Source organism: Paenibacillus cellulositrophicus, from assembly GCF_009363095.1.
Taxonomy (GTDB): Bacteria; Bacillota; Bacilli; order Paenibacillales; family Paenibacillaceae; genus Paenibacillus_AQ; species Paenibacillus_AQ favisporus.
In genome coordinates this window covers 349208-364151 of record NZ_CP045296.1, presented here as the reverse complement: position 1 = coordinate 364151, position 14944 = coordinate 349208, and the positions used below count along the sequence as shown (strand labels likewise).

Annotated in this window: 13 protein-coding genes; 5 read left to right on the top strand and 8 right to left on the bottom strand. The window is 53.7% G+C overall.

Features of this window, described 5'->3' with window-relative positions; all coding sequences use genetic code 11:
* From GCU45_RS31400 to GCU45_RS31390, 3 genes are all read right to left on the bottom strand, one after another.
* Window positions 1–825 (bottom strand): carbohydrate ABC transporter permease, encoded by an 825-nt coding sequence (locus GCU45_RS31400; RefSeq protein WP_167527319.1) that lies wholly within the window; start codon window positions 823–825, stop codon window positions 1–3.
* A gap of 67 nt (window positions 826–892) precedes the next feature.
* Complete coding sequence (locus GCU45_RS31395; protein WP_076166645.1) at window positions 893–1816, bottom strand: ABC transporter permease; 924 nt, start codon at window positions 1814–1816, stop codon at window positions 893–895.
* Window positions 1817–1874: 58 nt separating this feature from the next.
* Window positions 1875–3500, bottom strand: a complete 1626-nt coding sequence (locus tag GCU45_RS31390) for an extracellular solute-binding protein (protein ID WP_152403878.1) — start codon at window positions 3498–3500, stop codon at window positions 1875–1877.
* Window positions 3501–3811: 311 nt separating this feature from the next.
* Between GCU45_RS31390 and GCU45_RS31385 the strand changes: the two genes are divergently transcribed.
* Together GCU45_RS31385 and GCU45_RS31380 are read left to right on the top strand one after the other, a co-directional pair.
* Complete coding sequence (locus tag GCU45_RS31385) at window positions 3812–5002, top strand: cytochrome P450 family protein (protein WP_152403876.1); 1191 nt, start codon at window positions 3812–3814, stop codon at window positions 5000–5002.
* An 85-nt stretch (window positions 5003–5087) separates the two neighbouring features.
* On the top strand, window positions 5088–6278 hold the full coding sequence (locus GCU45_RS31380) for a styrene monooxygenase/indole monooxygenase family protein (protein WP_152403874.1): 1191 nt from the start codon (window positions 5088–5090) through the stop codon (window positions 6276–6278).
* Between the two features lie 110 nt (window positions 6279–6388).
* On the opposite strand, the gene GCU45_RS31375 is transcribed toward GCU45_RS31380, so the two are convergent.
* Window positions 6389–7084 carry an FHA domain-containing protein gene (locus tag GCU45_RS31375; RefSeq protein ID WP_152403873.1) on the bottom strand — a complete coding sequence of 232 codons (696 nt, stop codon included), beginning with the start codon at window positions 7082–7084 and terminating at the stop codon, window positions 6389–6391.
* Between the two features lie 154 nt (window positions 7085–7238).
* Between GCU45_RS31375 and GCU45_RS31370 the strand changes: the two genes are divergently transcribed.
* A complete protein-coding gene (locus GCU45_RS31370) occupies window positions 7239–9293 on the top strand; it encodes a penicillin-binding protein PBP4(5) (protein WP_167527299.1) in 2055 nt (684 codons plus the stop codon).
* A 108-nt stretch (window positions 9294–9401) separates the two neighbouring features.
* Window positions 9402–10832, top strand: coding sequence for a MocR-like pyridoxine biosynthesis transcription factor PdxR (locus tag GCU45_RS31365; protein ID WP_152403869.1), 1431 nt, complete (start codon window positions 9402–9404; stop codon window positions 10830–10832).
* 13 nt (window positions 10833–10845) lie between these two features.
* Here the strand turns inward: GCU45_RS31365 and GCU45_RS31360 are convergent, their stop codons facing one another.
* From GCU45_RS31360 to GCU45_RS31350, 3 genes are all read right to left on the bottom strand, one after another.
* On the bottom strand, window positions 10846–11460 hold the full coding sequence (locus tag GCU45_RS31360; protein ID WP_152404697.1) for a thioredoxin family protein: 615 nt from the start codon (window positions 11458–11460) through the stop codon (window positions 10846–10848).
* Between the two features lie 96 nt (window positions 11461–11556).
* Window positions 11557–12390 (bottom strand): cytochrome c oxidase assembly protein, encoded by an 834-nt coding sequence (locus GCU45_RS31355; protein WP_244364754.1) that lies wholly within the window; start codon window positions 12388–12390, stop codon window positions 11557–11559.
* Window positions 12391–12891, bottom strand: coding sequence for a DUF2243 domain-containing protein (locus tag GCU45_RS31350; RefSeq protein ID WP_152403868.1), 501 nt, complete (start codon window positions 12889–12891; stop codon window positions 12391–12393). It lies immediately after the preceding gene.
* A 172-nt stretch (window positions 12892–13063) separates the two neighbouring features.
* Here GCU45_RS31350 and GCU45_RS31345 point away from each other — a divergent pair, with 172 nt between their 5' ends.
* Window positions 13064–13795 (top strand): class I SAM-dependent methyltransferase, encoded by a 732-nt coding sequence (locus GCU45_RS31345; RefSeq protein WP_152403867.1) that lies wholly within the window; start codon window positions 13064–13066, stop codon window positions 13793–13795.
* Between the two features lie 71 nt (window positions 13796–13866).
* Here the strand turns inward: GCU45_RS31345 and glpX are convergent, their stop codons facing one another.
* Window positions 13867–14841, bottom strand: a complete 975-nt coding sequence (gene glpX, locus GCU45_RS31340) for a class II fructose-bisphosphatase (protein ID WP_152403865.1) — start codon at window positions 14839–14841, stop codon at window positions 13867–13869.
* Between the last annotated feature and the right edge of the window lie 103 nt (window positions 14842–14944).

Sequence of the window (14944 nt, the reverse complement as noted above, 5' to 3'; positions counted from 1 at the left end):
TCAGCCCTTCAGCGAGCCGACCATGACTCCTTTCACGAAAAACCGCTGCAGGAACGGATACACGCACAGAATAGGCACGGTCGCCACCATAATCGTTGCGTATTTGATCGTTTCCCCGATTTGGAACCGGTCTCCCGCCGAAGCGCCCGATGACATGCTGTCGGTCGAGTTGGAGATCAGAATTTCACGCAGCACCAGCTGCAGGGGAAACAGGTTTCTGTCTTTGATAAACACCGACGCGTAGAACCATCCGTTCCACTTGTCCACCGCATAATAGAGAATCATGACGGCGATGACCGGCATGGACAACGGGATAATAATCCGGAACAAAATGGTGAAATGATTCGCGCCGTCGATTTTGGCCGATTCCTCCAGGCTGTCCGGAATGCCCATGAAGGCCGTCCGCATGATGATCAGGTTAAACGTACTGACGGCGAACGGAACGATCGTGGACCACAGCGTGTCCAGCAGTCCCACGCCTTTGACGACGAGATACAGCGGGATCAGACCGCCGCTGAAGAACATGGTGAACACGATGATGAACATGAACACCTTGTTCCACATCACGTTTTTGCGCGACAGGACATAAGCGCCCATCGAGGTGAGCAGCAAATTTACCGCTACCCCGAATATCAGAATGAACAGTGTATTGCGAAAACCGATGCCGATGCCCGGGTTGTCCAGCACGCTCTTATAGGCGTCGAGGCTGAAGCCGAGCGGATGCCACAGAAAGCCCTTGTGGCCGAGCAGCCGGGCCGAATCGCTGAAGGAAGCGAATAATACATACACCAGTGGATACAAGGTCACGACGACCAGAAAAATCATCAGGGCATAGTTGATGACATTGAATATGCGGTCACCCCAACCGCTCTCTGTTTTCAAGCTTACCACCTCACCATAGGCTGTTTTGGCTCACCCTCCGGCTGATGGCGTTGGCCGTTATCAGGAGGACAAGATTGATGACCGAGTTGAACAAACCGACGGCGGAGCTGTAGCTCCAGCCGAACTCCAGCAGGCCTTTGCGGTATACGAAGGAGGAGATGACGTCTGCCGTTTCGTATGTAACCGGGTTATATAGAAGAATGATCTTTTCAAACCCGACGTTGAGCAGGTTCCCCATCCGGAGAATGAACATGATCATAATGGTCGGCAGCAGTCCGGGCAGTGTAATGTACAGCATCTGCTTCAGACGGCTGGCCCCGTCGATCCGGGCCGCTTCGTACTGCTCCAGATCGATGCTCATGAGCGCAGCGATATAAATGATCGATTCCCAGCCGATCCGCTGCCAGATTTCGGACAGCACGTAGATGGGCCGGAACAGATCGGGCTTTTGCAGCATGGCCTGGCCATCATAGCCCAGGAACATGAACAGGCGGTTGATGAGCCCGTCTGCGTTCGTAAAATCGGTGATGATGCCGCAAATGACAACGAGCGAAATAAAATACGGCATGTACGTGATCGTCTGGACGACGCGTTTGAATTTCTTCTTGCGTACTTCATTGATCAGGAGGGCCAGTATGATCGGCGCCGGGAACTCAAAAACCAGCGTATAGAGGCTGATCAAGATCGTATTTTTTAGAATTCTCCAAAAATAGTAGCTGCCGAAAAAGTCATGAAAATGCTTCAATCCGACCCAGTCGCTTCCCAGAATGCCCTTCATGGGCGAATAATCTTTGAACGCGATCAGCGCCCCGTACATAGGTGCATAATGAAAGACCAAATAATAGGCGATCACCGGCAGCATCATGATGTATAAATACTTGTTGAGCACAAAATCACGAACGAGCCGGCTTCGAAACGATTGCCGATTTGCCATGCCTGAAGTTCACCTCGATTATATTAGGGGGAGAGCAGGCCCTCCCCTTCCTTTGTGCTTACCGGCTGTTGTAACGCTGCAGCGCCGCCGTTTGAATTTCGATCGCCCGGTCCAGTCCCAGCGACTTCATCTTGGCGACATAACTGTCATATTGATCGACCGGCTCGGAGCCGAGAATGATCTTGATCGTCATTTCATCCACCAGCGTGTTGATATCGTTCATGATGGTGGCATACTCGGAGCTTTCATCCGGCGTCGGCGTAATGGATGGCAGGTTATACTTCGCCGCATCGGTGTTTTTCCAAACCTCCACCGCATCGCGCTGCGTCTGGAGCGCAAAGAACTGCTCCGCATAACGCTTATCCTGTACGAACGGCCCGTTATAGCTACTGCGCGCATACAGGGAGATCGCTTGGGCGGGAGCGAGCTTGTCCGGATTTTTCATCAAGAGATCGGTGAATTTCGGATAGCCGTTCTCCATGTTGTAGCTGACGCCTTCCTCACCGAAGTTGAAGAACATATGTCCTTCCTCGCTGTACCCGTAATCCAGCATGCGCACCGCGAGCGCTGGATCTTTGGCTGCGGTTGTGACCGCTACCGTTCCTTCGGACGCGTAGGCCTGGTTCAGCTGCCCGAATTTGGGCTTGTCCCCTTTGTTCAGCACCGGATAAGGTGCCGCAACAAGCACGGCTTTCGGATCGTTTGCCTCAACGAGCGGCTGCCATTTGCCGATGCCTCCTCCGGCGTTGCCGATCGTGGCCCCAGTAGCGCCGGATGCCATGTTGCCGTCGACTGCCTTCGTGTCGGCCGTCGCGATGTTTTTGTCGATCAAGCCTTCCTTATACCAGTCATGGAACAGTTTCAAATACTCTTTAAAACCAGGTTCGGCGGGGCCGAATTTGACCTTCCCGTCTTCCTGATAAAATCCGCGGTTCACACCGAAGGCACCAATAAAAGCGCCGTTGCCGGATTCATTGAAAAAGCGCGGCTTGCTCACTACCGAAAACGGTGCGGCCGCCCCTTTTTTCTCCTTGAAGGCTCTCAGTGTCGCCGTCCATTCATCGATCGTTTCCGGCACCGGCAGACCAAGCTCGTCCAGCCAGTCTTTCCGGATAATTGGCCCCTGGAATACGCGCAGGTATTCGTCGCCCCGGATGAACGGGAACGCGTAATAGCTGCCGCTGTCCGTTTTGACCATCTTGTCGATGTCGGGATGCTCCTGAAGGTACTTTTTCAGGTTTGGAGCGTACTTGTCGATCAGATCGTTCAGCTTCAAAATGTAACCGTCCTTGATCGCCTTTTCCGGTCCGCCGGGAAAATCGCCGATAAAGTTGTATTCGATCATATCCGGCAAATCCCCCGAGGCCAGCATGACGTTGAAGGCTTCCTTAACTTGACCGGTCGGCGGAGCGGTGAATTTGAGCGGTACCCCGGTTTTTTCCTGCCATTTTTGAAAGAAAGGAATTTCATCATGCGTCGCCTTGATTCCGACCAGGTTCCCGTTGATCTCGCCCCAGTAGGACAGCTTCTCATCGGTTTTTAATGGATAGGTCGCCGATTCGGCCGCTCCTCCCGGACTTGCCCCCTTTGCCGCATCTTCGCCGCTCTTGCCGCCGGATGAACAGCCCGCCAGCACACTGCCCAGCATTGCGATGATCAAACCCGCAGCTGCGATTTTTTTCATGCCTACAACCTCCATTTGATATGTGGTGAATCTTGCCCTTTAAGACTATCGAAGCAGCATTCCATCGGATATGAGCAGAAAATACAAAACGATTCTCTTTTTTCTTGCTGCAGATGACGATTTCTCCAATGGAATGAACAAAAACGGTAAACATTACCGAAAACTACCGTTTTGATGTTGTTATCCGAAATATTGCGGGAAGGGCTGCATAGGTTGATAGAGAGGCTAGAACGCGCTTTTTGGATATCGTTCCCACATTCTTTTATAATGAAAGAGCAATCTATCATTTTTTCGAGAGGAGTACAGTGTCTATGAATGCAAGTGAAACTCCGAAAAATGCGTTGTTTACAAGCGACTTTACCCGCAACCCTTACCCCGTGTACGAGAAACTGCGTCAAAGCGATCCCGTTGTGAAAGTCATGCTTCCGAACGGGCAAACCGGCTGGCTCATCAGCACCTACGAGGATGCGGCGGCCGTGCTGAAAGATCCGAGGTTCATCAAGGACATGACCAAATTCGTCGGGCAGGAGCATCCAAGCGTGTTCTCCAAAAACATGCTGTTCTCCGACCCGCCGGATCACAAACGTCTTCGCGGTCTGGTGCAAAAGGGCTTCACGCCCCAGCGAATCGAAAGCATGCGGGATCATATCCAGGAGATTGCGGACAGGCTTCTGGATGCGGTCTCCGGCAAGGATCATCTGAACCTCATTGACGATTACGCATTTCCGCTGCCGATCATCGTCATCAGTGAAATTTTGGGCGTGCCCACGGAGGATCAGGACAAGTTTCGGGTGTGGTCGAACTCTATTATTGAAGCCTCGAATCAGAAAATGGGCGAGGATGTCACCCGTCACATGAACGAATTTATCGCATATCTAAAAGAATGGTTCGCGAAGGTCCGTCAGCAGCCAGGTGACGACATGATCAGCGAGCTGGTGATCGCGGAAAACCAAGGGGACCGGTTAACGGAGGAAGAGCTGTACGGGGTGGTCACGCTAATGATCATCGCCGGTCATGAGACGACGGTCAATTTGATTGGCAACGGCGTGCTGGCCCTGCTCGAATATCCGGAGCAGCGCAAGCTCCTTCAGGACCGGCCGGAACTCATCCAGGGAGCCATCGAGGAAATGCTCCGGTACAACGGCCCTGTGGAATTCAGCACCTCCCGCTGGGCGTCCGAGGATTTGGAATTCAGGGGCCAGCCATTCCAGCGGGGCGACCTCGTGATCGTCGCGCTCGATGCAGCCAACCGGGATCCGGCCCAGTTTGAGGACCCGGACCTGTTTGACATTACCCGCGGCAAAAGCCCGCATCTGGCGTTTGGCAAAGGGATACACCTGTGCCTTGGCGCCCCGCTCGCCCGCTTGGAGGGAGAGATTGCGGTCAACACGCTGCTGCGGCGTTTTCCCGACTTTGCGCTTGAAGGAGAGATCGGGGATCTGGAATGGAGACCCGGCATGATCGTGCGCGGGGTGAAAGAAATCCCGCTTCGCCTGAGCTAAAATTAGTCAATTGTTCCCTGTTGGTCCATCCGGGCTCGAAGGTATGCTTTTTAAATAGTCCCCAAGATCAAGGAGGAGATCACTCATGAGAACAATCGGCATTATCGGAAGCGGAACGGCCGGGCTGCAGCTTGCCTATGCGCTGAAGGACGATTTTGACGTCACCGTGCTTCATCATGAAGAACCTGATGAGGTCCGCAGCGGGAGAGTCCGTTCGACCCAGGTTCATTTCCAGCCGACACTTGCGCGCGAGCGGCGCGTGCACATGCCCGCGAACAGCGATGCGCCGCAAATCCGGACCATTCACTTTCAACTCGGCGGACAAAAGCTGTTTACCGGGCAGTTGACGGGCATCGCCACTTCCACCGATCAGCGTATCCGGTTTGCGGACGCCATGGAGGATTTGTCCAAGGATGGCGTTCGGTTCCGGCATGGACGCATTGCGGCTGGTGATCTGGATGCACTTGCCGCCTCATTCGACCTGCTCATCGACGCAGCCGGCAAATCGGGACCGGTCGCCTCATTTCCCGTCGATGAGAGCCTGACGCCCTTCCAGACGCCGCAGCGGAAATGCATCGTCGGTTATTTTTCCGGTATACGTCCCGTTGAGCCCGAAGGCATTTCCATTACGGTGATGCCCGGCACCGGTGAAATGTTCGAGATTCCTGCCGTTACATCAAACGGACGGGCCACAATACTGTTTATTGAAGCGGTTCCGGGCGGAGCACTGGATGCTTTTGTCGGCGCTAAGGGGCCGGATGCTTTTGCGGAGCGGATGCTTGGCATTGTGGAGGAACACCTCCCGGAGATTGCCGGGCGGATCGATTCGGCCAAATTCGCGCTGATTGACGACAACGCATATCTGCTCACGGCCGTCACTCCTGCGGTTCACCGCCCGTATGTCATGCATAATGGCACGCTTATCCTTGGATGCGGAGACAGCGTATTCCTTGCCGACCCGATCACCGGGCAGGGCTGCAATACAGCCTCGTACGCTGCCGAGCAGTTGTACGAGACGCTGCTGGCCCATGCGGATGCCGATTGGGACGAGTCTATCGGCAGCGAATATTGGAACCGGACGCAGCCTTATATCAAGGCCGTGACCGAATGGACCAATGCCATGACCCAACCGCTGCCGGGACATATTGCCGAGCTTCTGATGCAAGCGGCAGCTGACCAGAATACGGCGGACCGCATAGCCCATTGGTTTGAAGATCCGACGCAAGCGTACCGCAGCTTCTTTGAACAACACAACAGCCAGCCTTTTCCCCGCTAGGGGAAGGCTGGCTGTTTGTTTTTATCATTTTCGTTCCAATGAACGATAAAAATGACGACAACGCGCCTCGGACATTCCGGGCGGGATGTTAAAATTACGATTAGACCGAGTCACCGGGATAAGGCCGAATCAGACCCGGCATATTCCCGTTTCATATAGACGCCTTTTTTGTACACCGACTTGATGACGAAATATCCTTGCAGTTTCTTGTTCGTCCGGTAAATCAGTGAATTGACCTCGTCAATGCCAACCAGCTCAGTATCATCGATACAGCGCTCGGGCCATACATATCTCATAATTTCGTCCCTGGTCACAAAATGGTCCAGCCGGCTGTGCATCAGCTTAAACAGCTGGTATTCCTTCTTAGATAGCGGGACCGTCTCCTCATCAATCTGAACGCTCTGCATATCGTCATTCAAGCGCACCTCGTCTTCAGGCCACCCCGAAAAAACATACTCCCTCGTTTCCTCCAGGTCCATGACCTTCTCCAGCTCCAAAGCAACCAGTCCGTTCACCAGAGTTAGGCGGTCACCCGGAGACACCGCAGCGGGTTCATGGGGGTTCAAACGCTGGCCGTTCAGCTCGGTCCCGTTCTTGCTCCCCAAGTCCTCAACTAGGAGCCCCTCTTCGGTCCACGCGATCCGGCAGTGCTGTTTAGATACCAGCAGGTTGTATATCTCGAGCATCCCTTGTTCCGAGCCGGTATGTCTACCCACCGTCACGGTTTCTCCTTCTTCCAAATAAATAAACGACCCATGGCCTTTCTGGCCGGCGGTATCAATCATGATTTTGATTTTGTCCGGCATATCTACCTCTCACTTTCCTTTGTCTCTTTCTCCCGTCAATGATAAATTCGTCAGATTTGTTCCATTGTTTGCCTACCCTGCTGATTTTATAGTTAGCCTATACCCGTTTCCATGTTTACTTGTGAATTATATTTCAAAAGCGAGGTTTATAGCAATGAAGCGATTAAAGCGAAAACAATTTTTTACATACGTGCTGTTAGCTTTTCTGGTTGCCAGCGGGATGGCGATATACGTGTTTATTCAGGGGCGGGATGAACCCGGTCCCGAACAGACGCTGCAGTCTTACTTCAACAGTCTGAAAGAAATGAAATTTGACAGGCTCTACGACCTCATGACGCCTGAATCCCTTGAGCAATCGGGAATGAGCCGCGAGCAGTTCGTCGAGAAATACCAATCGATCTTCAGCGGAATGGGCGTTACCGGCGTTAAAGTGACGCAGGGGCCTGCCTTCCAGTCTGAAGAGGACCATCATTATTCCATGGACTATACCGCCACCTGGCATACCCCAATCGGTGATGTTGATGGGGATTACCATATGAAGCTGGTTCAGGTTGCACAAGACCACGATAAGGTTTGGGCCATCGAGTGGCATCCTTCTCTGATTCTACCAGAGATGTCCGCCGGCGACAAAGTAAGGGTCCGGGTATTGACGCCTCAGCGTGGTGAAATCACGGACCGGGACGGGAACCCGCTGGCCACCCGCGGCACCGCATACGAATGGGGCATTACCCCTTCCGAGCTCGGCGACCATCCGAATCAGACGATCGCTAGCATCGCCGCCTACTTCAAACTTCCAGTGGAATATATCCAAAAAAAGCTGGCGCAGAAATGGGTCAAACCGAATTATTTTGTTCCGATGGCCAATGTTCCCGCTGCCGATCTGTCCCAGAAACTGCCGGGCGTCTCGGTCAGACCGAAGGAAGTGAGGTACTATCCGCTGGGCCAGGCCGCCGCCCACCTTACCGGTTATGTCCGTCAGGTGACGCAGGAGGATTTGCAGAACGATAAAGACGGCTATTATGCAGCAGGGGACTGGATTGGCAAGGCCGGGCTGGAGCAATCGCTGGAAAAGCAGCTGCGGGGACGGAAAGGGGGATTGATCGAGATTACTGACGCGAAGGGGAACCGTAAAAGCATCGTTGCCCAGAAGCCAGCGGTAAATGGCGAGAACATCCGCCTTACGGTCGCCTCCGCTCTTCAGCAGGACCTGTACCGTACGCTGTCCGGTGATACCGGCGCGGCAGTGTTGATGAACCCGAAGCATGGTGATCTGCTGGCCCTGGTCAGCACTCCTTCGTATGACCCAAACCAAATGGTCACCGGCCTGTCACAGCAGGAATGGGACGCTTATTCCAAGGATCCGGAGCTTCCTTTCTTTAACCGGTTCGCGGCCCGATATGCGCCAGGTTCGGTGTTTAAAGCGGTGACGGCCGCTGCCGGCCTGACCGAAGGCATAACCAAAGCGGATAAAACCCGCCGCATTGACGGTCTTCATTGGAAAAAAGACGCGGGCTGGGGCGGGTACTATGTCACGCGGGTGAAGGACGTCAGCTCCGTAAATATGGTGGACGCCCTCGTGTATTCGGACAACATTTATTTTGCACAAGAAGCGCTGGAAATGGGCAGCGGCAAATTTATCGAGGGCATATCCAAATTCGGCTTCGGCGAGAATTGGGGGCTGGACATGATCAACCTGAAGCCAAGCCAGTATGCCAACGCCTCCCACCGCGACCTGGCTTCGGAAGTTCTGCTCGCGGATACGTCCTATGGACAAGGAGAAATGCTGTTGTCCCCGATCCACGTGGCGGTCGCATTCACACCCTTCGCCCAGCAAGGCAAACTTGTTCCCCCTATCCTCTTTCTACAGCAGGAAGATCAAGAATCTCCTCAAGCGATCCAAATCATTAATCCACAGGTTGCTGGAACGGTCAAAGATGCCCTGACGCAGGTCGTCAGCCGAAGCGGCGGAACCGCTCACGCGCTGTCTTCTGCCGAGCTGAAGCTGGCGGCAAAAACCGGAACAGCCGAGCTGAAAGCCAAAAAAGGCGAACAGGGCGAGGAGAACGGATTCGTGGTCGCCTTCGACGCGGAGCAATCTTCTTTCCTGATATCCGCACTAATCGAAAATGTACATGCACGCGGCGGCAGCCACTACGTCGTGGACAAGCTGAAGCCTTTTCTAAATACACTGAATCTACAAACAAAATAACGGTCAAGAAATCCGTCAACTTGCGTTGCAGCCATCGCTGCAGATCGAGACCCTCTTGTGATACGATGAGGACAAGAATCAGCGAATCCTACGCAAAGGCGGTATCCCATGTTTGACCTTCTGCTACCCGAGCATTCCGGCTCTCCGTTATATCTTCAACTTTATCATTTGATCCGCGAACAAATCCGCTTAGGGAAAGTTGCGGCTGGGACCCGGCTGCCGTCCGTACGGGCGCTTCAGCAGCAGCTCGGTATCAGCAAGACGCCTGTCGAAACCGCATATCACATGCTGGTGGTCGAAGGCTATGTCGTCAACAAACCTAAGTCGGGCTTTTACGTGGTGGACGACCCTGAATTTATACAAAATGTCGTGACAACGTCTCCGGCTCGGCGTATGCAGCTTAAGCATACCGTGCCAGGATTTCACGAGTGTTTACGCGAAGAAGGCATGGACTGGATCGATTTTAATCCTACCCATATGGATGGAGATTCGTTTCCATTGCGGACATGGAGCAAAATGTTAAAAGAAGCCGCGCAGCCGATGGCCGCACAGCTGGGTCAATATGGAGATTCCCGCGGCGAACCGGGACTGCGGGCTGCCATTTCGGAGTATCTGGCTCATTCCAGAGGCGTCCTCTGTTCACCGGAGCAAGTCATCATTGGCAGCGGCATGTCGTACAGCATCGGCATACTGGTTAAACTACTGGATGGGGTACGGCGGGTGGCCTTTGAAGAGCCTGGTTTCGATCTCGTAAAGAACCTATTGAACGGATACGGCTGGGAGACGGTTCCGATCCCGGTTAGCGGCCAAGGGCTGCTTGTGGATGAGCTGACAAAGGTTCCTTTTCAGGCCGTATATGTCACGCCTTCGCATCAGTTCCCGACAGGAAGCATCATGCCGTATTCGCAGCGGGTGCGTCTGCTCGCATGGGCCGAAACGGAGGGCGCTTATATTATCGAGGATGACTATGACGGAGAATTCTGGTATCAAGGAAAGCCGATCCCCTCCCTTCAAGGGCTTGATAACAAAGGCAGGGTTATCTATATCGGTACCTTCTCGAAGACATTGTCGCCTGCGCTCCGCATCAATTATATGGTCGTTCCTCCCTCACTCTTGCACAACTTATCCAAGCTCCACCATGATCTGCTGCATGCACCTTCGCGTCTGGAACAGTGGGCGCTGGAGCGGTTCATGCGGGAGGGGTACTGGTACAGACATCTGCGGAAGACACGCAGCTTGTACCGCAAGAAGCATCATCATTTGATAGACCTGATACGCATTCACTTGAGTGAGCAAGTCCATATTACCGGTCAGCATGCGGGGCTTCACCTTCAGCTGAGCGTCCGCCGCGATGGTACCGCTCAAGAGCTGATCCAACTGGCTGAACAGCAGCAGGTCAGGGTGTATGATTTCCGCAGTATGTGGGCTGCCCCTCCCGATGCCCCCCTTCCTGTCGTTTATTTGGGCTTTGCCGGCCTTCCGCTTCCGGTTATGGAAGAAGGTATCCTTCGTTTAAAAAAGGCTTGGTTCGGCACCTAATCTCTTTCTATCTCTACGGTGTTTGAACAAAACGACGAAACAGCACGTCCAGCTCTTGCAAAATAACATCCTGGTACCGGTCGCCCTCAAGGTAAAGAGCCCCGATGTCCCGGTAAACTCGGTTCAGCTGTTCTTGATACGAAGGAGATTGCCTGTCCGGCCGGCTGGCTTTAAAGTCGTCCATCACTTGCTGAATGTAGACTGGGCGCGCTCCCCACCTGCCGAGCACGTTGCCATCCCGGTCAACAAAAATCGCCACAGGCTGGGCTCTTCCGCCGTCCGTCAGAAACAAATCCATCGTATCCAGATGTTCTTCCATGATCAGCGCTTCAATCGGGATGCCGGACTGCTCCATGATCCGAAACAGCACGGGGACGTTCCAAATGACATCCGGACACCAGTCCGTGCACAAGATCAGGCAGCGAATGCCTAAACGCTCGCCTGAAGATGCAAACAAACCCCGCCTGGCCGAATCGAGCGTACGGAATCCATGATATTTTTCATAAAACCTTTCAACCGTATTCGGTATCCCGCTGTTAACCATTTCTCTGACCTGCATGCGTTCCATAAATTGCCGCGGAGTAATCCCTTGTCCAACTTTATGCATTAGATTGACCGCTTCTGTCATCGCCACTTCCAACCTTTCTTATTCGTATATCTACCAACATAAAACAAAACTGACCCTATAGAAATGGTCAGTTTCCTTTTTTAAAAAAGGTCAATTTCACGAAATGGCCGGGGACGAAGCGTTCTTGTGCCTTCTGCCAGGCCGTGCCGACTTGTACCACTGCAGACAAAACAGAAAGATGAGGATCAGGTCGACGGCATCTCCTCCGTAATACATGAGCTGTGCTCCCGATTCAGCCTGGGCTATGGGGACGTCTCCCGGCGGATACGCAAATAGAACCTTGGCCAAGATTCCATGTCCGGCAAGAGATAACACGAGGATGCCTGCACGAAATCCGTACCCTGCCCGGTGAGGACGGGGATCTATACAGAGCAGTGCTGCGGCGTATAAGTACCCTGCGACAAACATATGCGCATGCACCAAAACATGAAGAACCGGATGGTGCTGCATCGCCGAGTACAAGCCGGTATAATACAGCACCCACAGTCCTCCGACGTTCAAAAGAGATGCCGTAACTGGATGGCTCAGCAGACGAACTGGCCGGGTTTTCAGCCAGGCTGCCATCCTGCGCGCGGACGAAATCGTTAAGCTGCGCAGCAATAAGGTCACGGGAGCAGAGCATGCGATCAATAGTGGAGACAGCATGCCAAGAAGCAGATGCCCCAGCATATGATAGACAAAGTCATCATGCGCTCTTGCCGCCAGTGGTCCAGTTAACGCCGCTGCCGCAGCAAGGACTCCGAGGATCCAGCAGATCGTGCGCATGGCGGGCCATCTGTTAAACCGGCGTTTCGAAGCATTCGCCGCCACGGTGTAGAAGCCGATAAGCACGAGAAATAAGAGGATAAAGAGCGCATCATGGAGAGTGCCAGTCCCGGCATCATGGTGACCTCCGGCAGCATGTCCTGCGTGATGTCCTGTCATGTTCATTTAACCGTCCCTTTCCGTTTCCCGCTTCGCTAATCTGCCCGTTTGAGCGATCAGCATGATGCCGATGATCAGAATGACGGCAGCGCTGACATTCCAAACGACGTCGTATACGAAGATGTTGTCAACGTACCGGATCTGATGAATCCGCATCCACTTGTGCTGGATCGTCCCGTCATACAGCTGAAATCCACCGACGCCGAGGAGCATGCCTCCCCACCAGCGTTTCGGCCATATGGCGTTTCTCCGCCGGAGATCCGATACCATAAACATGCCGGCGATCGTCGCGAACCAATTGAGCGCATGAAACAGGCCGTCTGACACAAGACCCACAGCCGATGTGGATTTGTCATAAAAATGATGCCAATGCAGCAGCTGATGAAACACGACCTCATCCACAAAAGCGATAAATCCGATGCCGGCCAAAAATCCCGACCAGAGGTTGCGGCTGGCATACGTGATCCGGGCTGAAAGTAAGGAAGACTCCGGTGCGTTAGTTCTCATGGTTTTTCCACCTTTTGTAAGACATGTTATTTCTCAATATACCCAGTCGATGCCGTGTTATAACATGTTCTGAATCCAGCATCAACTTGACCCGGAAGTCATGCCCAATTTATAGTTGGATCAGATGGAAACAAGAGGAAAGGTGAATAGCTAATAAAGGAGTGCATCGATTATGAAACAAAACAAGTATGACGATACCGCTTTTTTCGCGGCGTATAAAGAGATGCCCCGGTCCATCGGCGGGCTTGGGGCTGCGGGGGAATGGCATGAATTTAAAGCATCGCTTCCGGATCTGCAGGGCAAATCGGTTCTCGACCTCGGCTGCGGCTTTGGCTGGCACTGCCGGTATGCGCGGGAACAGCATGCAGCTGAGGTTGTCGGCGTAGACATTTCGGCTAAAATGCTGGAATCCGCACGTGAACAAACGGATGATCCGGCAATCACCTATCTGCAGGCACCGATCGAAGATATCGACTTTCCCGACGGCCATTTCGACGTCGTCCTCAGCTCGCTCGCTTTCCATTACGTGCAGTCGTTTGATGCCGTATGCCAAAAAGTACACAGCTGCTTAAAGCAGGGCGGCACGTTCGTCTTCTCGGTGGAGCATCCTATTTTTACGTCCCGGCCCGAGCAGGAATGGATTCTGGACGACCAGGGCAGCCCGCTGTACTGGCCGGTGGATCATTATCAGGATGAAGGTGTTCGCAGCACAGCGTTTTTAACGGACCATGTCATTAAATATCACCGCACCCTTTCCACTTACATCAACGATTTAATTCGCACCGGGTTTGCCATCACGGCGGTTCGCGAGCCGCTTCCCGACCCGAAATTGATGCACCACCCTGGCATGAAGGACGAAACGCGCCGGCCGATGTTCCTCATTCTGTCTGCCGAGAAAAAATAAAACCAACAAGGACAGGCTTCCCGCCTGTCCTTGTTGGTTCGATGCCGGTGCTCACTGCAAGGCACCCAGCGTTACATTGCCGCCCCTTGAACCAATGCCTCCTGCACCGGAAGCTCATGAATCGTCCGCAGATAACTGATCGTCTTGTTGGCCGAATGCATGACGACCGAATAGGTTTCGGCTTTGTCTTCCTGCAGGTACCGCACGCCGTTCAAGAATGATCCGGAAGTGACGCCCGTTGCAACGAAAAGCACTTCTTTTGTACCTACGAGATCGTCCATCGTCAGCAGCTTGTGCGGATCCGGAATCCCCATCCGCAGGCAGCGCTCGAAATCCGGCGGGCCGGCCGGAAGCAGTCTTCCTTGCATCTCCCCGCCAAGGCAGCGGAGGGCGGCGGCGGCCAATACACCCTCAGGTGCACCGCCTGAGCCGACATACAGATCCACTTCGCTCTCCATCGCCGCCTCAATCGCTCCCATGACGTCGCCGTGACTGAGCAGCTTGATCCGCGCCCCCATCGTCCGGAGCTTGGCAATGATGTCCTGATGTCGTTCCCGGTCCAGAATCGATACCGTTATATCCGATACCGGTTTGTTCAGTATGGCCGATGCTTTGGATAGCGTCGTTTCAATCGGATCATCGAGGGACAGCCGGCCGGCCAACTTCGGACCTGCCGCCAGCTTGGCCATGTACATATCCGGCGCATGCAGAAGCTGGCCTGCCGGAGCGGCGGCGATGACCGATATGGCATTGTTTAAACCGCTGGCTACCGTTTCGGTCCCCTCAAGCGGATCCACCGCGATGTCGACCTTCGGACCGCGGCGGTCCCCCACTTGTTCTCCGATATAGAGCATGGGGGCTTCGTCCATTTCCCCCTCGCCAATTACGACCGTTCCATCAATGGGCATCGAATGGAATTGCTTCCTGATCGCTGTCGTTGCTGCCTGATCTGCGCTGTTTTTGTCTCCTCTTCCCGTCCAGCGTCCGGCGGCAAGCGCCGCCGCCTCTGTCACTCTTACCATGTCCATAGCAATATGACGTTCCATTTCTTTACCTCTCCTCCCATTCCATGCCCCGTTAATCCGGCAATTCTGCCGTGTGCTGCTGAGTGAAAACCCAAGCCTCCTCCCGCTTCGTTTTATTGTGTTT

Coding starts and splice junctions, on each gene's coding strand:
- GCU45_RS31400 (WP_167527319.1), bottom strand. CDS start 825: ATGATTTTTCTGGTCGTCGTGACCTTGTATCCACTGGTGTATGTATTA.
- GCU45_RS31395 (WP_076166645.1), bottom strand. CDS start 1,816: ATGGCAAATCGGCAATCGTTTCGAAGCCGGCTCGTTCGTGATTTTGTG.
- GCU45_RS31390 (WP_152403878.1), bottom strand. CDS start 3,500: ATGAAAAAAATCGCAGCTGCGGGTTTGATCATCGCAATGCTGGGCAGT.
- GCU45_RS31385 (WP_152403876.1), top strand. CDS start 3,812: ATGAATGCAAGTGAAACTCCGAAAAATGCGTTGTTTACAAGCGACTTT.
- GCU45_RS31380 (WP_152403874.1), top strand. CDS start 5,088: ATGAGAACAATCGGCATTATCGGAAGCGGAACGGCCGGGCTGCAGCTT.
- GCU45_RS31375 (WP_152403873.1), bottom strand. CDS start 7,084: ATGCCGGACAAAATCAAAATCATGATTGATACCGCCGGCCAGAAAGGC.
- GCU45_RS31370 (WP_167527299.1), top strand. CDS start 7,239: ATGAAGCGATTAAAGCGAAAACAATTTTTTACATACGTGCTGTTAGCT.
- GCU45_RS31365 (WP_152403869.1), top strand. CDS start 9,402: ATGTTTGACCTTCTGCTACCCGAGCATTCCGGCTCTCCGTTATATCTT.
- GCU45_RS31360 (WP_152404697.1), bottom strand. CDS start 11,460: ATGACAGAAGCGGTCAATCTAATGCATAAAGTTGGACAAGGGATTACT.
- GCU45_RS31355 (WP_244364754.1), bottom strand. CDS start 12,390: ATGAACATGACAGGACATCACGCAGGACATGCTGCCGGAGGTCACCAT.
- GCU45_RS31350 (WP_152403868.1), bottom strand. CDS start 12,891: ATGAGAACTAACGCACCGGAGTCTTCCTTACTTTCAGCCCGGATCACG.
- GCU45_RS31345 (WP_152403867.1), top strand. CDS start 13,064: ATGAAACAAAACAAGTATGACGATACCGCTTTTTTCGCGGCGTATAAA.
- glpX (WP_152403865.1), bottom strand. CDS start 14,841: ATGGAACGTCATATTGCTATGGACATGGTAAGAGTGACAGAGGCGGCG.